Raw genomic sequence first — 17343 nt, forward strand, 5'->3', positions numbered from 1 at the left:
GGCCGTAACGCCCTCGGGCGCGGCCTAGGGAGCTGCTGAGGACGTGGTGGAGGGCGCCGCCGGGGTACCGGTGGCGCCGTTCGCCAGCCCCGCGCAGACGGATACTGCCGGACGGTCGCGGTCGTACGGATCGGCGGTGGTCGGGCCCTGCGGCGACTGGCCGGCGAGCAGCGGCCGGAAGTAGTCGGCGGCCGGGGCCGTGCAGGACAGCGGTCCGGCGGCGACATCGGCCTGCACCACTTCCATGTGGTGGTCGCGCAGGTCGTCCCGGTCGAAGCGGAACCGCATCTCGCGCCGCACGGTGAACAGCGAGGTGGTGCCCTGCGCCGCCCCGGAACCGGTGACGCCCTGCACCGCGTACACGAAGGTGTGGTCGGCGACGACCTCCAGCCGGTCGTCACCGACCTGGGCCACCGCGATGGTGCCGTTCACCCGTACCTTCTGGTCGGCCAGCCGCACCTTGGCCGGGTCCAGCCGCACCAGCCAGCCGGTCGCCGCGTGCTGCCCGTCGTCGCCCGGGGCGCTCAGGCTGCGGTCGAACTGGTCGACCTGGCCGGGATCGATCAGATCCCGGACGGCGCGCACACCGCCGCCCGTAACCGCTTCCGGGTCGAGCGACGAGGCCACCAGGTACTCCTTGGTGGTGCTGAGCGCCTGCATCACCTGACTCTCGGTGAAGTCCCCGACACGGCGCGCGGTCGGCAGCGGAAGCCCTTCGGCACCGGCCCGGTAGTGCGCGGCCGGATCGTTCGCGTACAGCGACTTCGTGTCCACGGCCGGTACCGGGCCCGGCGGCACCAGCGGTATCAGCGTGATCCGCAGCGGCTCCACCGCATCCGGCCCCGAACTGCTGTACGGATGACGTATGCCCAGGTAGATCGCGGTGCCGAAGGCGACGGCGATGAGTACGACCAGGATCAGGGCCTGGCGCGGGGCGCCGGCGACGGGCCACATATGGCGGACGCGCACCGCCCGCGAGGTCCCGTCCAGCCGCTCACGGGCCGAGTACTCCTGGATACGGGCAGCTCGAACGAACGATTCGTCGAAGACGACGGATCGGTACTCGTCCTCACCACCTCCCGGGACTCCCTCAGGGGCGCCCTCAGGAGGGTCTCCAGGACCGGCCATACCACAAGGTTAAGTCTCCGGAGGCACATATAAACGCCGTGATACGCGACAACTTCTGACAGCAGCTCAGGGAAGCGGGGTCGCGGCGACCGGCGGCAGGGTCTGGCTGCCGACCCGGCCGCTCGACGGAGGCGCAGGTACGGCGGGCTGGCGGCCGCCCCCGGCACCCCGGTACACGGCCGCGAAGGTCAGCGCCACCACGCCGATTCCCATCAGCACGGCGAGCAGCCAGGCGAGTGAACGGTGCCAGCGGACACTGCCGCCGCGGTACGGGCGGCCTTCGGCCATACGGACGTGCTGCAGATACAGGTCGTCGGATTCGCCGGTGTCGTACCGGACGGGATCGGCCGGCGCGGACCCGCCGCCGGAAACGCTTTCGGCCTCGGCACGGGCCCGCGCGGCGGCGAGCATGCGCTGGCGCGCGGTGGGCTCGTGCACGGGCGCGGACCGTACGAAGTCCTCGTCGAAGACCAGGGATGCGAACTCGTCATCATCCGGCATCGCACCAGGGTAGTCCGGCCAACGGCGCTTTGGGCAGGGAGCGGATGAAATACACTGCCCCCCCGCCCAGTTGGCCCTGTGGACGGACCGCCCCGCTACCGGATGTGGCCGTCGCCGGTCACGATGTACTTGGTCGACGTCAGCTCCGGCAGCCCCATCGGGCCGCGGGCGTGCAGTTTCTGGGTGGAAATGCCGATCTCCGCACCGAACCCGAACTCACCGCCGTCCGTGAACCGCGTCGACGCGTTGACGACGACCGCGGCCGCGTCCACCAACTGGGTGAACCGGCGGGCCGCGGGCTGCGAGGTGGTGACGATCGCCTCGGTGTGGCCGGACGACCAGAGCCGGATGTGGTGGACGGCCGCGTCCAGCGAGTCGACGACTCCCGCCGCGATGTCGTAGCTCAGGTACTCGGTCTCCCAGTCCTCCATGGTCGCCGGCACCACGGTGGCCTTGGAGCCGGTCCGCTCGGCCAGCGCCAGCACCCGCTCGTCACCGTGCACGGTCACCCCGGCCTCGGCCAGCGCCGCCAGCGCCAGCGGCAGGAACGCCTCGGCGATGTCCTGGTGCACCAGCAGGGTCTCCGCGGAGTTGCAGACGCTGGGACGCTGCGCCTTGGAGTTGATGAGCACCTCCACCGCCATCGGGAGGTCGGCCTGCGCGTCCACGTAGACGTGGCAGTTGCCGGTACCGGTCTCGATGACCGGCACCGTCGACTGTTCGACGACCGTCCTGATCAGCGACGCTCCGCCGCGCGGGATGAGGACGTCGACCATGCCGCGGGCCCGCATCAGCTCCTTGACGGACTCCCGGCTCTCGCCCGGCACCAGCTGCACCGCGTCGGCCGGCAGCCCGGCACCGCCGACGGCGTCCCGCAGCACCTTCACCAGTGCCTCGTTGGAGGCGTACGCGGAGGACGAACCGCGCAGCAGCACCGCGTTCCCGGACTTCAGGCACAGGGCGGCCGCATCCACGGTCACGTTCGGCCGGGCCTCGTAGATGATGCCGACCACGCCGAGCGGCACCCGCACCTGGCGCAGATCGAGCCCGTTCGGCAGCGTCGAGCCGCGGACGACCTCGCCGACCGGGTCCGGCAGGCCCGCCACGTCGCGGACGTCGGCGGCGATGGCCGCGACCCGCTCGCGGGTCAGCGTCAGCCGGTCGATGACCGTGTCGCTGCTCCCCGCCGCCCGGGCCCGCGCCACGTCGCGCGCGTTCGCCTCGACGATCTCCTTCGTCCGCACCACCAGCGCGTCGGCGATGGCGAGCAGCGCGTCGTCCTTCACCGAGCGCGGCAGCGGCGCGAGGTCGGCCGCGGCGGCCCTGGCCCGGTAGGCGGCCCGCAGCACGGCGGACTCGGGCAGGGGGGAGGGCAGGGAGGGGGCGTCATGGCTACTGCTCATGTCAGGCAGCCTACGGCGCCTCCCGGGGACGGCGGGACGGGATTCCGGCCGTTGAGACGGCCCGCCGCCCCGGCCTGCCGGCTCCCCCGCCGCCCGGCCGGGGCGGGACCCGGGCCGGGCTGGGGCACCACTCGGCAGTGGTCAGGGGTGCTGGGGAAACACAGAGACGGCCTAGAAGGGGTGGACACCCACCGGCACGGCCGGCGGGGGGCCGTAGCCCTCGGAGATGCGCTGGTGATAGGTCTCACGGTCGATCACTTCGAGGCCGACCGTCTCCCATGGCGGGAGCTTGGCCGTCGAGCGGTGCTCGCCCCACAGGCGCAGCGCGATGGCCGCGGCATCGTGGAGGTCACGGGCCTCCTCCCAGTACCTGATCTCGGCGTGGTCATGGGCATATCGGCTGGTCAGCAGGAACGGGTGATCGTGCGCGAGCTGTTCCAGCGCGCGTCTGACCTCCGGGAGCGGGGCCCCGGGCCCGGAGACGCTGAGCGTGACGTGCCAGAGCCGGGAGCTGGTGCGCGCTTCCGGCTGATGGTCCGCACTGGTATCCGCTCCGCTGTCGACGCTGACCAGTGCCCGTTCCGTCGTCCCCCGGGGGAACGAACCTGGGCGCCCTCGTCTCACCGGCGGCCTCCCTGTGGCGTTCTGCTTTGCGAGCGCCGCCCGTCCCCGCGGCGGTATTGGCGACTCCTCCGCTTCAAAGTTGACCAGGGTGCGGGCTACCGCGGGGGCGTTTTCGACAAGAAGTCCCCGACTGGGTCTGCCGGGCCGGCCGTTCGCTCAGTGCTGGTGCAGCACAACGAGGTCGTCGCGGTGCACGACCTCGCGCTCGTACGCGGGTCCGAGTTCGCGGGCGAGGTCGTGCGTCGAGCGGCCGAGCAGCCGCGGCAGCTCCCTGGCATCGAAGTTGACGAGGCCTCGGGCGACCGCCCGGCCGGACTCGTCGAGCAGGTCGACCGGGTCGCCGGCCACGAACTGCCCCTCGACGCCGGTCAGTCCGGCCGGCAGCAGCGAGGTACGGCGCTCCGTGACGGCCTTGACCGCGCCCGGGTCCAGGCGCAGCGCGCCGCGCGGGGTGGAGGCGTGCGCGAGCCACAGCAGCCGGTCGGCGGACCGCTTGCCGGTGCGGTGGAAGAGCGTGCCGGTGACGCGGCCGGCGAGGGCGTCGGCGGCGTGGCTGGCGGAGGTGAGCACGACCGGGATGCCGGCGGCGGCCGCGATCCGGGCCGCCTCGACCTTGGTGACCATGCCGCCGGTGCCGACCCCGGCCTTGCCGGCGCTGCCGATGGTGACGCCTTCGAGGTCGGCGGGTCCCGCAACCTCGTCGATCCGGGTGGCGCCGGGCGAGCGCGGGTCGCCGTCGTAGAGGCCGTCCACGTCGGACAGCAGCACCAGCAGGTCGGCGCGGACCAGGTGGGCGACGAGGGACGCCAGCCGGTCGTTGTCGCCGAAGCGGATCTCGTCGGTGGCCACGGTGTCGTTCTCGTTGACGACCGGCACCGCGCCCATGACGAGCAGCTGGTCCAGGGTCCGGTACGCGTTGCGGTAGTGGGCGCGGCGGCTGATGTCGTCGGAGGTCAGCAGCACCTGGCCGACCCGGATCCCGTAGCGGGAGAACGACGCGGTGTACCGCGCCACCAGCAGTCCCTGGCCGACGCTGGCGGCGGCCTGCTGGCGGGCCAGGTCGCGCGGCCGCTTCGCGAGACCGAGCGGGGCGAGGCCTGCGGCGATGGCGCCGGAGGAGACCAGCACGATCTCCTTCGGGCCGTTCTCCCGGGCCGTCGCCAGCACGTCCACCAGCGCGTCGACGCGATCCGCGTCCAGCCCGCCGGAGGCCGTCGTCAGCGAGGACGAACCGACCTTGACCACGACCCTGCGGGCCTCCACCACGTCCTGCCGCGCCGCTGCCACGTACGTCCCCTGTGCTCGCCTGTTCCCGTCGGTCCGCCTGCCCCGATCCGTGCAATCTACGTGATCCGGGGCACCGCGCGGCCGGGCGTATCGCGCCCTGGACACCGCGCCCCGGCACCCGCCGGGGCGACGGGTCCGGGATACGGGTCAGGCCGGCGGATCACAGGTCAGGCCTGCGGGTCCGGGTGCCGCAGCTGCCAGCCGGCCCAGGCCGAGGTGACCATCTGGCGGACGTCGTACCGGGCGGACCAGCCCAGCTCCTTGCCGATCAGCTCGGCCGAGGCGACGACCCGGGCCGGGTCGCCGGCGCGGCGCGGGACGATCTCGGGCGCGAGGTCGGTGTGTCCCGACACCTCGCGGATGAGGTCGATCATCTCCGCCACCGACACGCCCTCGCCGGTGCCGATGTTGAGCTTCAGGGACGCCGAGGGGTCGGCGGTCAGCCGGCGCGCCGCGGCGACGTGGGCGGAGGCGACGTCCTCGATGTGAATGTAGTCACGGACGCAGGTGCCGTCCGGCGTCGGGTAGTCGTCGCCGAAGATCAGTGGCGGCTTGCCCTGGGCCAGTCGCTGGAACACCATCGGCACCAGGTTGAAGATCCCCGGGTCGCCGAGTTCCGCGGAGGCGGCGCCCGCCACGTTGAAGTAGCGCAGCGAGGCGGTGGCCATGCCGTGCGCCCGGCCGACCGCGCCGACCATCCACTCCCCCGTGAGTTTGGTCTCGCCGTAGGGGCTCATCGGGTCGCAGGGGGTCCGCTCGGTGACCAGCTCGACGTCCGGCATGCCGTAGACCGCGGCGGAGGAGGAGAAGAGGAAGCGGCTCACCCCGGCCTCGGCGGCGGCCTCGAGGACCGTCTGCAGGCCGACGACGTTCTCGCGGTAGTAGTGCAGCGGGCGCTCAACCGACTCGCCGACCTGCTTCTTCGCCGCGATGTGCACGATCCCGCGCACCTCGTACTGCCCCAGGACGCGGTCCAGCGCCGCCCGGTCCAGCACGGAACCCTGCTCCAGGGGAACACCGGCGGGCAGCCGCGCCGCGTCACCGGTACTGAGATCGTCGAGGACGACCACCTGTTCACCGCTCTCGACGAGCGCCTTGACGACATGCGATCCGATATATCCGGCGCCGCCGGTGATCATCCAGGTCATCCGGTCAGTCTAAGTCGGTGAGTAGCCATGCGATAAACTCGGAGTGAACCCTCAGCAGGCTGCGCTCCCCCGGAGCAGGACCTCGGTTCGTCATTTCCCGCCACGGAAAGGTTGTCCTGACCCATGGTCCCTCGGCTCTCGGTGGTAGTGCCGATTTACAACGTCGAGATGTTTCTCGAGGAGTGCCTCGAATCCCTCGCCGGCCAGACGCTCCGTGAGCTCGAAGTCATCATGGTCAACGACGGTTCGACGGACAGAAGTGGTGAGATCGCCACCGCCTTCGCCGCCCGCGACCCGCGGTTCCGCCTTGTCGAACAGACGAACGGCGGCCTTGGCCACGCCCGTAACACCGGTGTACGCAACTGCACTCCGGGGGTGGATTACCTCACATTCGTCGACAGCGACGACATCATCCCGGACTACGCCTACGAGCACTTCCTGTCGACGCTGGACGAGACGGGGTCGGACTTCGCGTCCGGCAACGTGTTCACGCTGGACTCGAAAGGCACCGCCCAGTCGGCGATGCACCGCAAGGCCACGGCGACGACGCGGCTGAAGACCCACATCACACGTGACCCGGCACTCATCGCCGACCGGCTCGCCCCCAACAAGGTGTTCCGCCGCACCTTCTGGGACAAGTACGCGATGGAATTCCCCGAAGGTGTGCTCTACGAGGACACTCCGTTGACGGTCCCGGCGCACTTCAGGGCCCGCAGCGTCGACATCCTCGGTGAGCCCACGTACTACTGGCGGCAGCGTGAGGGCGGCGCCGCACCGTCCATCACCCAGCGCCGCACCGAGCTGAAGTCGGTCCGCGACCGCGTGGCCGCCGTCGACTCGGTGAGCCGCTTCCTCGCCGCGCAGCCGGGCAAGGAGTACCGCAAGTACAAGCGCTGGTACGACGAGACGGCCCTCGCCAGCGACATCCGGATCTTCATCAATGTGCTGCCCGACGCGGACCAGGAGTTCCGCGACCTCTTCATGCAGGTCGCCTCGGACTTCCTGAGCCGGGTGGAGCCCCGCGCCCTGGACGCGCTGCCGGCCCTCATGCGGCTGAAGTGGCACCTGATCCGGCACGGCAAGCTGGACGAGCTGCTCGAAGTCCTGTCGTACGAGAAGAAGGAGACCGGCGCGTCCCTGCCGGTCGTCCGGCGGTTCCGCCGCTACGGCAAGTTCCCGTTCTTCGGCAACCGCACCGTGGGTGTGCCGAATCACGTGTACCGCCTCAAGCAGGAACTGGCGCTGCGCACCAAGGTGTCCTCGATCACCTGGCACGGCGACGAACTGAAGATCGAGGGCTTCTCCTACGTCAGCAACCTGAACGTCCACAAGCGGCGGATGTCGCTCAAGGTCATCGCGCTGCGCAACAGCAAGTCCAAGCGCACGCTGGTCATTCCGGCGCGTACGGTCTTCCGTCCCGAGGCCACGTCGACCTCCGGCCAGAACCGCTACTCGTACGACTGGTCCGGCTTCGAGCTGACGGTCAACGCGCAGAAGCTCAAGCAGCGCGGCCACTGGAACGAGTCGACCTGGCGCTTCGCGATCGGCAACCTCAGCCGCGGCCTGCTGCGCAAGGGCGCCCTGAACCCGGGGGCCTTCGGCTCCGGCACCCACCCGCCGGTGCACTACGTCGACGCCGAGACCCGGATCGTCCCGCTGTTCATCGGCGGCCGGCTGCGGCTGCGGGTGGAGAAGGTCCGCGCCCGGGTCACCGGGCACGAACTGACCGACGGATTCATCGAGATCCGCGGAGTGGCGGCCGGCAAGCTCGCCGAGGGCAGCCTGCTGAGCATGCAGCACCTCAAGACCCCCAGCTCGCACGAGTACCCGCTGGAGATCACCGGAAGCTCCCCCAAGGGGCAGACGACCTTCACCGTACGGATCCCGCTGGACGACATCGTCGACGGCCGGATGACGGAGGTCGCACTGTCCTCGGTCAAGGCGCCGGACAGCGAGACCTGGCGCACCGAGATCATCGTTCCCGGTGAGCGCAAGGCACGCCAGCTGATCGCCGACGACGATCTGGCGCCGGGCCGGTACGCGCTGGCACCGTCGGCCTCGGGTCTCCCCCGTGAGCTGGCCCTGCACCGCAACGCACCGGGCTACCTGCTGCTGAGCGACCGGATCGTACGGCCCGTCGTGGACCGGCTGACCTGGCAGTCGGACGGCTCGCTGCTGGTCGAGGGCGAGTGCCCGACCAGCGCCACCGACCCGGCGAACCTGGTGTTGATGCACCGGGCGCACCACGAGGAGAAGGTCTTCCCCGTGACGGTGGCCGACAACCGGTTCACCGCCACCCTCACCGTGCACGCCGTCCCGGGGATGGCCGGCACCCTGCCGCTGCGTCCCGGCCGCTGGAACCTGATGTTCCAGAACTCGGTGGAGGACAACGAGCGCACCCCGGTCGTCATCAGCCCCGCGCTGATCGACGACCTGCCCGCCGAGACCATGGTCGCCGGCCGCAAGTACGTCGCGGCCGCGCACTCCTACGACCGGCTGGCGCTCGAGGTCACCGCGTCGCTGCGGACCGACGAGCAGGGCCCGTACCGGCAGCGCCAGTTGCGGACGCAGTTCTACCCCGAGGCCCGCACCCAGCCGCTGCGCGAGTCCGTGCTGTACGACAGCTACACCGGCAAGCAGTTCTCCGACTCGCCGCGCGCGGTGTTCGAGGAACTGATGCGGCGCGGCGACGACCTGGAGCACCTGTGGGTCGTCCGCGACGAGCAGGTGGAACTGCCGCCGGGCGCGAAGGCCGTCCGCATGTGGGGCCGCGAGTGGTTCGAGGCGCTGGCCCGCAGCCGGTACATCGTCACCAACGCGCACCTGCCGTACTGGCTGAAGCGGCGTCCGGGCCAGGTCGTCGTCCAGGCCTGGCACGGCACCCCGTTGAAGAAGATCGGCCACGACATCGAGGACGTCCAGTTCACCAACGGGCGGTACCTGGAGAACGTGGCGAAGGAGTCGAAGAGCTGGAGCTTCATCGTCTCCCCCAACCGGTTCAGCACGCCGATCCTGAAGCGCGCCTTCGCGTTCGACGGTGAGCTGCTGGAGGCGGGCTACCCGCGCAACGACATGCTCTACGCACCGGAGCGCGACGAGATCGCCCAGAAGGTGCGCGAGCGCATCGGGCTCCCCGCGGGCAAGAAGGTCGTGCTCTACGCCCCGACCTGGCGCGACGACCAGTACTACGGCCCCGGCCGGTACAAGCTCGACCTCCAGGTCGATCTGGTGAAGGCCAAGCAGGAGCTCGGGGACGACTTCGTGCTCCTGGTCCGGCGCCACCCGAACGTGGTGGACACGGTGCCGGGTGCGGGCGAGGGCTTCGTCTGGGACGTCTCGGAGTATCCGGAGATCGGCGAGCTGTTCCTCGCCGCGGACGTTCTGATCACGGACTACTCGTCGCTGATGTTCGACTACGCGAACACCGGCCGCCCGATGCTGTTCTTCACCTACGACCTGGCGCACTACCGCGACCAGCTGCGCGGCTTCTACTTCGACTTCGAGAAGGAGGCCCCCGGGCCGCTGATCTCCACGTCGGACGAGCTGATCGCGTCGCTCAAGGACCTGGACGCGGTGACGGACCGGTACAAGGACGCGTACAAGAAGTTCCAGGACGTCTTCTGCGACCTGGACGACGGCCAGGCCGCCGGCCGGGTCATCGACCGGATGCAGGAGCTGGCGAAGGAGGACTGACCTCCCCGCTCACAGCCGCGAAAGGGCGGCCACCCCTCGGGGTGGCCGCCCTTTCGGGTGAGTCCGGCAGAAGGCGGAGGCAGAAGACCGGAAGGCGGCAGCGTCAGCGGCCGAGCAGCCGGCGCATCCGGGCCTCGGCGACCCTGCGGGCGCCCTGCAGCCCGTCCGCGACCCGCAGCACGAGCGCCCGGCCGCCGGTGACATGCGTCTGGACCAGCAGCACCCGGCCGGTGGGGCGCACCACGATGCCCCGGCGGGGCGCCTGGGCTCCGGCGGCCCGCACCTCCACCGGGGTCGCGGCGCCGTCGGCGTACCGGATCTCGGCCCGTACGTTCCACACGCCCAGCTGCCCGGGGCAGGCCAGCGCCGGTGTCGACAGCCGTACGTCGGCGGTCCAGCCGTCGCCGTCCGGGACCAGCGGTGCCTCCACGCCGACCGCGGGCCGGCTTCCGGTCCGCTCCTCCAGCTCGACATGGATCGTGCGCGGGCCGAGCTCCGCGAGCCGCCCGTACAGCTCGTGCACGCGCAGGCTCAGCCGGGTGCTGCCGCCCGCCCTGACCCGGCCGTCGACGGCCACCGGCAGTTCGGCGGTGGCCAGCAGACCGAGACCCACGGGCAGCGCGGCCGGGTCGTACGGGGGGATCAGCCGGGGCGGGCGGGCGGTCAGCTCCACCAGCCGGCCGAGCTCGGCCGGCTCCGGCGCGGCCAGGATCGCACCGGCGATCCAGCGCGAGACGACAGCCGCGCAGGCGATGCCCTCGGAGTCGAACCCGGCCAGGTAGTCACGGGTGATCCGCCACCAGTCGGCCACGTACTCCCGGTCGCGCTGCGGGAGTTCACGCAAATAGAGCGGCAGGTCGTAGTCGCAGAACTTGGCCTGCGCATGCAGCGCCAGCTCCTCGCGTCCGGCGTTGCGCAGCACCTCGACGACGCCGCGGTGGGCGGTGACGCGGGACTGCCAGTTCCTGATGGCGCCGCGGCTCAGCGAGATCGACAGCTTCGCCGCCTGCCTGCGTACCTGCCAGAGGTAGACGACCTCGTCGGTCACCGCCAGCCGCGGGTCGGCGGCGTAGACCCGCGCGGTGAAGACGAAGTCCTCGTAGTGGAAGGCGCCGTCGGGGAACGTGATGGCGTGCTTCTCCAGGAACGCCCGGCGGTAGAGCTTGTTGACGGACAGGGTGTCCCACAGCATGCGGGGCCGGTCCTCGATCCCCTGGATCACGCTGCCGGGCAGATCGGCACCCGCCGACCGGTCGTAGATCAGCGGGGCCCAGACGGTGGTCGCGCCGTCCGGGAGCTCCACGCGCAGGCACTGGCCGGCGACGACGTCGGCACGCCGCTGCTCGGCGATCGGCAGCAGGGCGCCGATCGCTCCCGGCGGCAGGATGTCGTCACTGTCGAGGAACATCACGTACGGGAAGGCGGCGGCGGCCATGCCGTCGTTGCGCGGTGTCCCGCAGCCCCCGCTGTTCGTCGCCCTGGGGAGGATCCGCACCCGCGGGTCCGCGGCGAGCGGCGCGAGCGCGTCGAGGGTGCCGTCCGTCGAACAGTCGTCGACGACGATCACCTCGCCGACCTCGGACCCCTGCGCGAGCGCGGATTCAACGGCGCTCACGATGCGGGAGGCGTCGTTGTAGACGATCACAACGATGCTGACGTGTCCCATACCCGACCCCATGTCCCTGACCATCAGGAGATCATCTCATCCGGCGCCGGCCGGAAAGTCCCCGACGAGCGCCTGGTCCGGCGCTCCTCGGGGGCTGTTCGGAACGACTGCTCAGAAGGCTTCGAAGTCGTCGAACTCCTGCTGCGCGTCGTCCTTGTCGCTCTTGTCGCGGCGGCGGTTGACCGCCGGGCGCGGCGGGTCGAAGCGGTGGTCCTCGCCGCGGCGGCCCAGCATCTCGGCACCGGCGGCCATCGTCGGCTCCCAGTCGAAGACGACCGCGTTCTCCTCCTCGCCGATGATGATCTCGTCGCCCGCCTGGGCGCCGGCCTTCACCAGCCGCTCCTCGACACCGAGGCGCGAGAGCCGGTCCGCGAGGTAGCCGACGGCCTCGTCGTTGGAGAAGTCGGTCTGCCGCACCCAGCGCTCGGGCTTCTCGCCGCGGACGCGGTAGGAGCCCTCCTCCTCGGTGACGGTGAAGCCGGCGTCGTCCACCGCGACCGGGCGGATGACGACCCGGGTCGACTCCTGCGCGGGCTTGGCGGCGCGGGTCTCGGCGACGATCTTCGCCAGGGCGAAGGAGAGCTCGCGCAGGCCCAGCCGGGAGACGGCCGAGACCTCGAAGACCTGGTAGCCGCGGGCTTCCAGCTCGGGCCGGATGATGTCGGCGAGGTCCTTGCCGTCCGGCACGTCGATCTTGTTCAGCACGACGATGCGCGGCCGGTCGCCCAGGCCGCCGTACTCGGCCAGCTCGGCCTCGATGACGTCGAGGTCGGTCACCGGGTCCCGGTCGGACTCCAGCGTGGCGGTGTCCAGGATGTGCACGAGCACCGAGCAGCGCTCGACGTGCCGCAGGAACTCCAGGCCCAGGCCGCGGCCCTGGCTGGCGCCCGGGATCAGGCCGGGGACGTCGGCGATCGTGTAGACGACCTCACCGGCGGTGACCACGCCCAGGTTCGGGACCAGGGTGGTGAAGGGGTAGTCGGCGATCTTCGGCTTGGCGGCCGAGAGCACCGAGATGAGCGAGGACTTGCCTGCGCTCGGGTAGCCGACCAGTGCCACGTCGGCGACGGTCTTGAGCTCCAGGACGATGTCCCGGGCCTTGCCGGGCTCGCCGAGCAGCGCGAAGCCGGGGGCCTTGCGGCGGGCCGAGGCCAGCGCCGCGTTGCCCAGGCCGCCGCGGCCGCCCTGGCCGGCGATGAAGGTGGTGCCCTGGCCGACGAGGTCGGCGAGCAGGTTGCCGTCCCGGTCCAGCACGACGGTGCCGTCCGGCACCGGCAGGACCAGGTCCTGGCCCTCGGAGCCGGTGCGGTTGCCGCCCGCGCCGCCCTTGCCGTTGGTGGCCTTGCGGTGCGGGGTGTGGTGGTAGTCGAGGAGCGTGGTGACGTCCTGGTCCACGACCAGGATCACATCGCCGCCACGGCCGCCGTTGCCGCCGTCCGGACCGCCGAGCGGCTTGAACTTCTCCCGGTGAACGGAGGCGCAGCCGTGGCCTCCGTTACCCGCGGCGACATGCAGCTCGACGCGGTCCACGAAGGTGGTCATACGGATTGCCTCCAGATAAATACGGGATTGTCTCAGTACTAACGCACCAAGGGCGGACCCTCTTCCCGCGCGCGGTGCGCGTCGGGGAAGTGGGATCCGCCCTCAGTGGTGTGTCTGTGTTCGTTGCGGAGCCGTATTAGACGGCGGCCGGAACGATGTTCACTACCCTGCGGCCACGCGCGGTGCCGAACTCGACCACACCGGCGGCGAGAGCGAACAGCGTGTCGTCCTTGCCGCGGCCCATGTTCGAACCGGGGTGGAAGTGCGTGCCACGCTGGCGGACGATGATCTCGCCGGCGTTGACGACCTGGCCGCCGAAACGCTTCACGCCGAGAAACTGAGCGTTGGAGTCACGTCCGTTACGGGTGGACGATGCACCCTTCTTGTGTGCCATGTTTTCTCAGTCCCTTACTTCGCAGCCGCGGGGATACCGGTGATCTTGATCGCCGTGTACTGCTGACGGTGACCCTGACGACGGCGGTAACCGGTCTTGTTCTTGTACCGCAGGATGTCGATCTTGACACCCTTGTGGTGGTCCACGATCTCGGCCGCGACCTTGATTCCGGCCAGGACCCACGGGTCACTGGTGACGGAGTCGCCATCGACCACGAGGAGCGTCGAGAGCTCGACCGCGTCGCCCACCTTGCCGGTGGAAATCTTGTCTACCTCGACGACATCGCCAACGGCCACCTTGTGCTGGCGGCCGCCGCTGCGCACGATTGCGTACACGCGGAACTCACTCTCAAGCTCGAATCGGGTACTCCTGAAGCCAGCCATCCCTGTCCTGCATTGGGGGGCCTCTCCCGGCGGACCGGGAGGGATTTGCTCAGGAGCGGGCGCAAAAACGCCGAAGGCCAAGGCTACGGGGCCCGTGGCGCAGGGTCAAACCGGGTGGCCGGGCGGCCGGCGGACGTAGTGCGGAAGGGCGGGCCCGAGGTCTCCGGGCCCGCCCTTCACCGTCTCAAGACGGCTTGTCACACCAGCAGTTGAGCTACTCGCTGTCGGCCGTACCGGCGGTCTTCTTCGTGGCCGCCTTCTTGGCCGGTGCCTTCTTGGCGACGGTCTTCTTGGCCGCCGTCTTCTTCGCCACGGCCTTCTTCGCCGCCGGCGCCTTCTTCGCGGCCGCCTTGCGCGGCGCCCGCTTCTTGGGCTCCGTGACCGCCCCGTCGGCCTCAGCGGCCTCCTGGACGGCCTCCGCGGCCTCGGTGGCGGGCTCGGTGCCGACGACCACCACTGCGGCGCCCTCGGCCGCCGGAGCGGTCACCTCGCGGGTCGCACGGCGGCGGGCGCGGGGCGGTGCGGCGGAGGGAGCGGGCTGCGCCGCCTCCACTGCCGCTTCCACGACCGGCTCCGGCGTCGGCTCGACGACGGGGGCGGCCTCGACCACGGTGACGGGCTCGGCCTCGGAGGAGGCCGGCGAACCCGCCGGGGCGCTCACCTTGCGGGTGGCACGGCGGCGCGTACGGCCCGGGGCCTGCGGCTCCATGACCGGTTCCGCGACGGGTGCCGGTTCCGCGACCGGCTCGACGACGACCGGTTCCGGGGCCTCGGCCGCGGGCTCGATCACGAACTCGATCACCTCGGCGGCCGGCGACTGCCGGTCCGCGAAGGGCGCGCCCGCCGGGGCGGTGGCCTTACGGCTCGCCCGGCGGCGGCCGCCACGGCCACGCGACGTCGCCGCGGCCTCGGCCTCGGCGGCGCTGCTGAACCACTCGTCGTCGGTCGCGACCGTCGGCACCAGCTCGGCCTCGGTCACCGCGACCGGCTCCAGCTCCGGGTACTCGTCCGCGTCCTCGTGCGCCTCGTACTCGTCGTTCTCGGTGTCGTTGCCGTTCTCGTTCTCGGTGTCGTGCTCGTGCGTGTGCTCGTCGCCCGCACCGGTCCCGGCCTTGCCGCGGCGCTTGCGCTTGCCGCCGCCACCGGTGGTCGTCGCCTGGTCCATGTGGACGATGACGCCGCGCCCGCTGCAGTGCACGCAGACCTCGGAGAACGACTCCAGCAGGCCCTGGCCGACCCGCTTGCGGGTCATCTGCACCAGACCGAGCGAGGTGACCTCGGCGACCTGGTGCTTGGTCCGGTCCCGGCCCAGGCACTCCAGCAGCCGCCGCATGACGAGGTCGCGGTTGGACTCCAGGACCATGTCGATGAAGTCGATGACGACGATGCCGCCCAGGTCGCGCAGCCGCAGCTGGCGCACGATCTCCTCGGCCGCCTCCAGGTTGTTCTTGGTGACGGTCTCCTCGAGGTTGCCGCCCTGACCGGTGAACTTGCCGGTGTTGACGTCGACGACGATCATCGCCTCGGTCTTGTCGATCACCAGCGAACCGCCGGACGGCAGCCAGACCTTGCGGTCCAGCGCCTTCAGCAGCTGCTCGTCGATCCGGTACGTCGCGAAGACGTCGACCTCGGAGGTCCACCGGCTGAGCCGGTCGGTCAGGTCCGGAGCGACATGGTGGACGTACTCGTTGATCGTCTCCCACGCCTCGTCACCGCTGACGATGACCTTGGTGAAGTCCTCGTTGAAGATGTCGCGGACGACGCGGACCGTCATGTCCGGCTCGCCGTAGAGCAGCGTCGGGGCGTTGCCGCCCTTGGCGCGCTTCTGGATGTCGTCCCACTGGCCCTGCAGCCGGTCGACGTCGCTGCGCAGCTCCTCCTCGCTCGCACCCTCGGCGGCGGTGCGCACGATGACGCCCGCGTCCTCGGGGACGATCTTCTTGAGGATGGTCTTGAGCCGGGCGCGCTCGTTGTCGGGCAGCTTGCGGCTGATGCCGGTCATCGAGCCCTCGGGCACGTAGACCAGGTAGCGGCCGGGCAGCGAGATCTGGCTGGTGAGGCGGGCGCCCTTGTGGCCGATCGGGTCCTTGGTGACCTGCACCAGGACCGACTGGCCGGACTTCAGCGCGCTCTCGATCCGGCGCGGACCGTGGCCCATGCCGAGCGCCTCGAAGTTGACCTCGCCGGCGTACAGCACCGCGTTGCGGCCCTTGCCGATGTCGACGAAGGCGGCCTCCATGGACGGCAGCACGTTCTGGACCTTGCCCAGGTAGACGTTGCCGACGTACGAGGTGGCCTGCTCCTTGTTCACGTAGTGCTCGACGAGGACGTTGTCCTCCAGCACGCCGATTTGGGTGCGCTCACCGCTCTGCCGGACGACCATGACGCGCTCGACGGCCTCGCGGCGGGCCAGGAACTCGGCCTCGGTGATGATCGGGACGCGGCGGCGGCCCTGCTCACGGCCCTCACGGCGGCGCTGCTTCTTCGCCTCCATGCGGGTGGAGCCCTTGATGGAGGTCACCTCGTCGAAGCCGGTGCCCAGGCTGGGCACGGCCTTGGCGCGCGGCTCACGGACCTTGACGACCGTGCGCTCCGGGTCGTCGGCGACCGTGCCGTCGTCCCCGCCCGAGTCGCCACTGCGGCGACGGCGACGGCGCCGGCGACGGCTGCTGGTGGAGCCGTGGTCGTCGTCCTGGCCACCGTCCGACGCCTCGGCGTCGTCCTCGGTGTCGTCCTCGTGCTCCTCGTCCTCGGCCGACTGCTCGTCGCCCTCGGCGGACTCGCCACGGCGACGGCGGCGGCCACCACGGCGGCGGCGGCGCGACGGACGGTCGTCCGACTCGTCGTCGTCCTCGTCGGACACGGTCTCCTCGGACACCGCGTCGGCGGTCTCGTCCTCGGCCTCGACGGGCGCGGCTTCGGTCACCACGTCCTCGGCCGGGGCGCCGCGGCGACGGCGGCGGCGACGCGAACCGCCCTCCTGCTCGTCGTCCTCGTCACGGGACCGGACGGCCGGAGCCGGCGGCTCCTCCTGGACCGGTTCGGCGGCGACGGGGGTGGTGACGTGCTCGGCAGCCTGGAAGACCGGCGGCTGGAAGACCATCGTCGGCGGGCGCACCGCACGGCGGCGGCCACGGGTCGGCGCCGGCTCGGCCGGAGCCTCCTCGGGCTCGACGGCCACCGGCGCGGCGGTCTCCTCGGGCTCGGCGGGCTCGACCGGACGGGCGGCCTCGACGGCCTGCTCGGCGGCGACGGCGCGCTTGCGGGTGCGGCGGTTGCGGGCCGGGGCCTCCGCCTCGGGTGCCTCGGCCACGGCCTCCTCGACCGGGGTGAACTGCGGGGCGGCCTCGGCGTTGCCCTTACGGGTGGCGCGGCGGGCGGCACGCGGCGCGGCGGGCGCCTCGGTGTCCTCCTCGTCCGGCACGACGGGCTGCGCGGCCGGTGCGGCCTGCGCGAAGGTGTCGTCCTTCGGTGCCAGCGCGCCCGGCTTCAGCCGGCGGGCGCCGTCGCCCGCGGCCGACGAGGCCGCCGGGGCGGGGGGAGCGACGCGCTGGCGGGCGGAGCGGCGGCCACG

General features: G+C 71.3%; 12 protein-coding genes. 1 reads left to right on the plus strand and 11 read right to left on the minus strand.

Going from position 1 to position 17343, the window contains the following annotated elements:
• Positions 1-24 precede the first annotated feature (24 nt).
• The 6 genes from O3W51_RS08870 to galE all read right to left on the minus strand — a co-directional run bounded on the left by O3W51_RS08870 (position 25) and on the right by galE (position 6091).
• Positions 25-1128: an SCO2583 family membrane protein gene (locus O3W51_RS08870; RefSeq protein WP_138353138.1), complete on the minus strand. Its 1104-nt coding sequence runs from the start codon at positions 1126-1128 to the stop codon at positions 25-27.
• A gap of 66 nt (positions 1129-1194) precedes the next feature.
• Complete coding sequence (locus O3W51_RS08875; protein ID WP_138353137.1) at positions 1195-1629, minus strand: SCO2583/SCO2584 N-terminal domain-containing protein; 435 nt, start codon at positions 1627-1629, stop codon at positions 1195-1197.
• 95 nt (positions 1630-1724) lie between these two features.
• Positions 1725-3032, minus strand: a complete 1308-nt coding sequence (locus O3W51_RS08880) for a glutamate-5-semialdehyde dehydrogenase (RefSeq protein WP_138353136.1) — start codon at positions 3030-3032, stop codon at positions 1725-1727.
• A gap of 171 nt (positions 3033-3203) precedes the next feature.
• Entirely contained in the window at positions 3204-3656 is a 453-nt protein-coding gene (locus O3W51_RS08885) for a hypothetical protein (RefSeq protein ID WP_138353135.1), read from the minus strand.
• Positions 3657-3812: 156 nt separating this feature from the next.
• A complete protein-coding gene (proB, locus tag O3W51_RS08890) occupies positions 3813-4943 on the minus strand; it encodes a glutamate 5-kinase (RefSeq protein WP_244809168.1) in 1131 nt (376 codons plus the stop codon).
• 167 nt (positions 4944-5110) lie between these two features.
• Positions 5111-6091, minus strand: a complete 981-nt coding sequence (galE, locus tag O3W51_RS08895; RefSeq protein ID WP_138353134.1) for a UDP-glucose 4-epimerase GalE — start codon at positions 6089-6091, stop codon at positions 5111-5113.
• A 123-nt stretch (positions 6092-6214) separates the two neighbouring features.
• Here galE and O3W51_RS08900 point away from each other — a divergent pair, with 123 nt between their 5' ends.
• Complete coding sequence (locus O3W51_RS08900; RefSeq protein WP_269285055.1) at positions 6215-9784, plus strand: bifunctional glycosyltransferase/CDP-glycerol:glycerophosphate glycerophosphotransferase; 3570 nt, start codon at positions 6215-6217, stop codon at positions 9782-9784.
• A gap of 103 nt (positions 9785-9887) precedes the next feature.
• Here the strand turns inward: O3W51_RS08900 and O3W51_RS08905 are convergent, their stop codons facing one another.
• The 5 genes from O3W51_RS08905 to O3W51_RS08925 all read right to left on the minus strand — a co-directional run.
• Positions 9888-11450: a glycosyltransferase family 2 protein gene (locus tag O3W51_RS08905; RefSeq protein WP_269285057.1), complete on the minus strand. Its 1563-nt coding sequence runs from the start codon at positions 11448-11450 to the stop codon at positions 9888-9890.
• Between the two features lie 111 nt (positions 11451-11561).
• Positions 11562-12992, minus strand: a complete 1431-nt coding sequence (gene obgE / locus O3W51_RS08910) for a GTPase ObgE (protein ID WP_138359419.1) — start codon at positions 12990-12992, stop codon at positions 11562-11564.
• Positions 12993-13128: 136 nt separating this feature from the next.
• Complete coding sequence (rpmA, locus tag O3W51_RS08915) at positions 13129-13386, minus strand: 50S ribosomal protein L27 (RefSeq protein ID WP_138359421.1); 258 nt, start codon at positions 13384-13386, stop codon at positions 13129-13131.
• Positions 13387-13400: 14 nt separating this feature from the next.
• A complete protein-coding gene (rplU, locus tag O3W51_RS08920; protein WP_138359423.1) occupies positions 13401-13721 on the minus strand; it encodes a 50S ribosomal protein L21 in 321 nt (106 codons plus the stop codon).
• Between the two features lie 262 nt (positions 13722-13983).
• Positions 13984-17343 (minus strand): Rne/Rng family ribonuclease (locus O3W51_RS08925; RefSeq protein WP_269285060.1); only part of this gene is annotated, 3360 nt, incomplete at its 5' end.

It is taken from the genome of Streptomyces sp. H39-C1, assembly GCF_027158125.1.
GTDB classification, from domain to species: Bacteria; Actinomycetota; Actinomycetes; order Streptomycetales; family Streptomycetaceae; genus Actinacidiphila; species Actinacidiphila fildesensis.

Coding starts and splice junctions, on each gene's coding strand:
- O3W51_RS08875 (WP_138353137.1), bottom strand. CDS start 1,629: ATGCCGGATGATGACGAGTTCGCATCCCTGGTCTTCGACGAGGACTTC.
- rpmA (WP_138359421.1), bottom strand. CDS start 13,386: ATGGCACACAAGAAGGGTGCATCGTCCACCCGTAACGGACGTGACTCC.
- O3W51_RS08880 (WP_138353136.1), bottom strand. CDS start 3,032: ATGAGCAGTAGCCATGACGCCCCCTCCCTGCCCTCCCCCCTGCCCGAG.
- galE (WP_138353134.1), bottom strand. CDS start 6,091: ATGACCTGGATGATCACCGGCGGCGCCGGATATATCGGATCGCATGTC.
- O3W51_RS08870 (WP_138353138.1), bottom strand. CDS start 1,128: ATGGCCGGTCCTGGAGACCCTCCTGAGGGCGCCCCTGAGGGAGTCCCG.
- O3W51_RS08900 (WP_269285055.1), top strand. CDS start 6,215: ATGGTCCCTCGGCTCTCGGTGGTAGTGCCGATTTACAACGTCGAGATG.
- obgE (WP_138359419.1), bottom strand. CDS start 12,992: ATGACCACCTTCGTGGACCGCGTCGAGCTGCATGTCGCCGCGGGTAAC.
- O3W51_RS08905 (WP_269285057.1), bottom strand. CDS start 11,450: ATGGGACACGTCAGCATCGTTGTGATCGTCTACAACGACGCCTCCCGC.